At 73.1% G+C, this 4,521-nt stretch carries 5 protein-coding genes; 3 read left to right on the forward strand and 2 right to left on the reverse strand.

Going from position 1 to position 4,521, the window contains the following annotated elements; genetic code table 11:
* Window positions 1-458: 458 nt before the first annotated feature.
* Both AC0682_RS29985 and AC0682_RS29990 read right to left on the reverse strand, forming a co-directional pair.
* Entirely contained in the window at window positions 459-1,880 is a 1,422-nt protein-coding gene (locus tag AC0682_RS29985) for a DUF3152 domain-containing protein (protein WP_478536310.1), read from the reverse strand.
* An 8-nt stretch (window positions 1,881-1,888) separates the two neighbouring features.
* Window positions 1,889-2,854, reverse strand: a complete 966-nt coding sequence (locus tag AC0682_RS29990) for an alpha/beta fold hydrolase (protein WP_478536311.1) — start codon at window positions 2,852-2,854, stop codon at window positions 1,889-1,891.
* 127 nt (window positions 2,855-2,981) lie between these two features.
* On the opposite strand from AC0682_RS29990, the gene AC0682_RS29995 reads away from it, so the two are divergent.
* The 3 genes from AC0682_RS29995 to AC0682_RS30005 all read left to right on the forward strand — a co-directional run bounded on the left by AC0682_RS29995 (window position 2,982) and on the right by AC0682_RS30005 (window position 4,393).
* Window positions 2,982-3,197: a hypothetical protein gene (locus AC0682_RS29995; protein WP_254811740.1), complete on the forward strand. Its 216-nt coding sequence runs from the start codon at window positions 2,982-2,984 to the stop codon at window positions 3,195-3,197.
* Window positions 3,198-3,384: 187 nt separating this feature from the next.
* Window positions 3,385-4,026 (forward strand): TetR/AcrR family transcriptional regulator, encoded by a 642-nt coding sequence (locus AC0682_RS30000; protein WP_254811741.1) that lies wholly within the window; start codon window positions 3,385-3,387, stop codon window positions 4,024-4,026.
* Between the two features lie 139 nt (window positions 4,027-4,165).
* Complete coding sequence (locus AC0682_RS30005; protein ID WP_010061602.1) at window positions 4,166-4,393, forward strand: DUF3107 domain-containing protein; 228 nt, start codon at window positions 4,166-4,168, stop codon at window positions 4,391-4,393.
* The last annotated feature ends 128 nt before the right edge of the window (window positions 4,394-4,521 follow it).

Genomic DNA, 4,521 nt, shown 5'->3' on the forward strand with positions numbered 1-4,521 from the left:
CCTCTCGCGCAGAGGGGGAAGACACGAGGCAGGGTCGATGGCGGACCACCGCCCTTCTCCCCCCCCCCCCCACCGAAAGGGGTGAACCGTCGTAACTTTCCCACCCTCGTCGCGTTCCGTCGCGATAAGGCGGTCTGCTGTCACGGAGGGTCAGGCTTCGGCCAGCCCCTTGCCCAGGGCCCGGCGGACCGCCGTGAGCCCGGGATCGGGCGCGGGAACGGCGGCCGGCGGCTGTTTCGCGTACGGCTCGCGGGGTCCTCGTACCCCTGATCGCCCGTCGGACGGGCGCCGACGGGAGAGAACGCCGGCTGCGCGGTACCCGGTCACGCCGAGAAGCGTCGGCTCAGGGCGGTGAGCTCGAAGGGTGCGGGGCCGCGTGGCACGCGCAAGGGCACGAACGGCCGCCCTGATCCCTGCCGGAGCGCATCAAAACGGCCGTCCTGTAACGACAGATGTCGTCAACTGTCCGGGTACGCCCAGGGGTTGGGCTTGCACTTGATTCCGTCGATGTCGAGGGTCTTCGTCTGCTGCTGCATCACGGGAGCCAGCGCACCGGGCGTGCGGCAGCTCACATGGTTGTGTCCGAGCCGGTGGCCGACTTCGTGGTTGATGAGCATCTGACGGTAGGCCAGCAGATTCTTCGGGCCGAAGGTGGCGGAACCCTGCGCCCAGCGATAAGCGTTGATCATCACGCGGTCGGTCGAGGCGGAATCGCACGAGACGTTGTCGACCGTGGTGTCCAGACCGGATTTCGCACACCATTCACCGGTCGTTCCGGGGCTGGCGAGCGTGATCACGAAGTCGGGGTGCCCCGAGGAGATCCGCTCGAAGGTCATCGCGCCGTTGTGCGCCCAGCTCCGGTTGTCGTTCAGCGTCTTCTGGACGGCCTCGGCGAAGAGACCGGCATCGAGGGAGAGCCCCTTCTCGACATCGATCCGGTAGCGGTGCTTCTGTCCCTTGCCGGGCGCCTTCGCCAGTCCGGGGACGGCTTCGAACTCCCCGGTCGCCTTCAGGTCCGCGGCGAGCGGATAGGGCTGCGCCATCTTCTCCGCGTACGACAGGGGCTTGACCTCGGGCGGCCTGCTCGCGGGGTGCTCGGGGGTGGGGCGGGCGTCCGAGCGCGAGGCGCCGTCGCCGCCGCCCCGTTCGACGCCCGCCGACCGGGAGGCGGCGGCCTCTCGGTCGGCGGAGTCGTCGGCGACCTGTCCGGCCACCACGACCGCGAGGACGGTCGTCACGGCGGCCGCGGCGACCCCGGTGCAGGTCCGCCCCCGGTTCCCCTTGGGTCCGGGCCGCTCGGGGGATGTGGCGCACGGGCCGCCCTCCGGCCCTTTCGGGGCACCCGCGTCGGGCGAGACGGCCGGGGCGGGCGCCTCGTCGCCGAAGGCCCCGTCGAAGGCGTCGACGAACTCCCGGCGCGGACCCGGCATCGCGCCGGGCCCGGCGGCCGGCTGCCGCGTGGTCCGGCCGCCGGCGGCGACCCGCTGGGCGGACGCCTGACGCGCCACGGCCTGCTCCCGGGCGGCGGCTTCGTAGTCCTGACCTGGACCGCGCCCCTCATCAGGGGCCCGGTCGCGCCCCGGCCTCTGGTCCTGGCGCCCGGGAGCGCCGTACGGCTGGGCGTACGGCGTCGCGTGCTGCTGGGCGTACGCCGGTCCGGTCCCCCAGCCGCCGCCCGGCTCGTGGTTCTCGGGGTGGCCGCCGCGCACCTGGGGGGCGTCCTGGAAGGGTGCGGGCCTCTCGGCCGGGGGCACCGGCCCCTGGCGCCTGCGCCGACCGGTACCGGGGGCGGACCGGGGTACGGCGGGCCGGACGCCCTGCTCCGCCGCCGCGGCGTCCGGGCGGGTGGCCTCGGGGCCCTTTCGGCTGTGTCGTCCCACGCCCCGGATCAGCTCCCGCCGCAATCGTCCAGCAGTTCCCGGAACGCCTGGGCGACCGCCTCCGGGTACTCCATCATCGCCACGTGCCCCGCGTCGGGCAGGGTCAGCAGCCGGGCGTCGCGGAAGGCCGCGGACGCCCTGCGTGCCATCCGGTACGAGACGAGCTGGTCCCGTCCGCCGTACACGAGCTGGGTCGGTGCGAGCACCCGCTCGGCCTGGCGCCACAGTCCGTGCTGGCCGCCCAGGGTGTACGCGTCCACGATGCCCCGGGCCGAACGCGCCATCGCGTCCCAGAAGTACGGCAGCTCCAGCCGACGCTCCATCTCGGCCACCGCGTTGCGGAAGCCTTCGTCGGAGACCCGTGCCGGATCGCCGTAACAGAGTGCCATGACTCCGCGGGTCCGCTGCTCCGCCGTCCAGTCCTTCGTGAGTCGGGCGAACAGGGAAGCGACCCCCGGCACCGCCAGGAGACCCGTCGGCACCGCCGGGCGCTGGACCCGCCACTCGGGCAGCGCGGGCGAGACGAGGGTGAGGGTGCGCACGAGGTCGGGGCGGACGGCTGCCACCCGGGTGGCGACCGCGCCGCCCAGGGAGTTGCCGAACAGGTGGACAGGGCCGCGTTCACCCGCGTCGAGCAGCCGGATCACCGCACGGGCGTGCCCGGTGACCGAGTAGTTGCCGTCGTCCGGCGGCGGCGAGTCACCGAATCCGGGCAGATCGACGGCGTCGGGGGCGACGACGTCCGCCAGCAGCGGCATCAGCGCCGACCAGTTCTGCGAGGAGCCGCCGAGCCCGTGCACGAAGAGCGCGGGGGGCAGTCCCTCCCGGCCCGCGGGCCGGGAGCGGATGGCCAGGGTGAGCCCCGGCAGGGCCACCGAACGCAGCCGCTCGCCCTCGGCGACCCGGACGGCGCCGACCGTGGGAGCCGCCGCTGCGGCGACGGCCGGGGCACCCGGCAGCTCGGTCGAAGACATGCGGCAATGTTACGAGACGATCACGCACCAGTTCATGTGTTCGCGGTCACAGGCCGCATCGCGGGGTAGGAGTGTTGCTCCTACGCTGCAAAGGGAGCAGCTTCGAGGGGAAGAGAGGGAGCCACCGATGACGGTCGACCCGAGCGAGCCGGACACCTTCACGGACGACGAGCCGCGGCCCTCCGGCCCGGAGACCCCGGAGGCGGACGCCGCCGAACAGCGCAGGGACGTCCGACCCGAGAACGACGAGCGGCTGGAGGACGCCGACCTGGCCGCCGCCGACGAGGCCGATGTGGCCGAACAGCGCAGGGTGATCCCGCTGGACGAGGACGACTACCGGTAGGCCGGGGTGATTGCCGACGGAACGCCCCGCTTTGCCCATGACCTCGGAGAACTGCGGCTTCCGCAGCCGTCCGGTACGTGAAATTCTGCGTCCGCGCCGCGCGCACCGGGGTTACCCAAAAGTACGATGGCTGTACGGCGCGGCGTGTACGGATCGGCTGTGCTGGAACACACATTTGGGAGGCGGCGTGAGCGCCATCGAGCAGACAGAGGCAGCGCGCCCGCGGGGCACGCGCCTTCCCCGCCGCGCCCGACGCAATCAGCTTCTGGGCGCCGCGCAGGAGGTCTTTGTCGCACAGGGCTACCACTCCGCCGCGATGGACGACATCGCCGAGCGCGCCGGGGTGAGCAAGCCGGTGCTCTACCAGCACTTCCCCGGGAAGCTGGAGCTCTATCTGGCCCTTCTGGACCAGCACTGCGAGTCGCTCCTCCAGGCCGTGGTGACGGCGCTGGCGTCGACGACCGACAACAAGTTGCGCGTCGAGGCGACCATGGACGCCTATTTCGCCTACGTGGAGGACGAGGGCGGCGCCTTCCGGCTGGTCTTCGAGTCGGACCTGACCAACGAGCCCGCCGTGCGCGAGCGGGTGGACCGGGTCTCCCTCCAGTGCGCCGAGGCGATCTCCGACGTGATCGCCGGGGACACGGGGCTCTCCAAGGACGAGTCGATGCTCCTGGCGGTCGGGCTCGGCGGCGTGTCACAGGTGGTGGCGCGCTACTGGCTCTCCAGCGGCTCCAGCGTCCCGCGCGACACGGCGGTGCAGCTGCTCACCTCGCTGGCCTGGCGGGGCATCGCGGGCTTCCCGCTGCACGGCGTCGAGCAGCACTGACCCCCGTTCCGGCCGGATCCCGGAGCGTGTTCGCTGCGGGCGATGCCGCTCGGACCGTGAGGCGTGCTCCCACCGGGCTAATGTGGCTGCGTACGGCGCGGTTCGCCGCGCAGGGACTGACCGTCGGAGGGACATAGCCGTGGAGGTCAAGATCGGGGTGCAGCACACGCCCCGCGAGATCGTTCTGGAGAGCGGGCTTTCCGCCGAGGACGTCGAGAGCGCGGTCGCCGCTGCACTGGGCGGCAAGGCGGAGCTGCTGAGCCTCACGGACGACAAGGGCCGCAAGGTCCTGGTGCCGGCCGACCGCATCGCGTACGTGGAGATCGGTGAGCCGACCACCCGGCGTGTGGGGTTCGGCGCGCTGTAGTCCTCTGGACGCGGTGGGCTGGTGAGCACGGGAGCGGGGGGGGGGGGGGGGGGGGGGGGGGGGGGGGGGGGGGGGGGGGGGGGGGGGGGGGGGGGGGGGGGGGGGGGGGGGGGGGGGGGGGGGGGGGG

The organism is Streptomyces sp. NPDC043746 (assembly GCF_056436485.1).

Coding starts and splice junctions, on each gene's coding strand:
- AC0682_RS29990 (WP_478536311.1), bottom strand. CDS start 2,854: ATGTCTTCGACCGAGCTGCCGGGTGCCCCGGCCGTCGCCGCAGCGGCG.
- AC0682_RS29995 (WP_254811740.1), top strand. CDS start 2,982: ATGACGGTCGACCCGAGCGAGCCGGACACCTTCACGGACGACGAGCCG.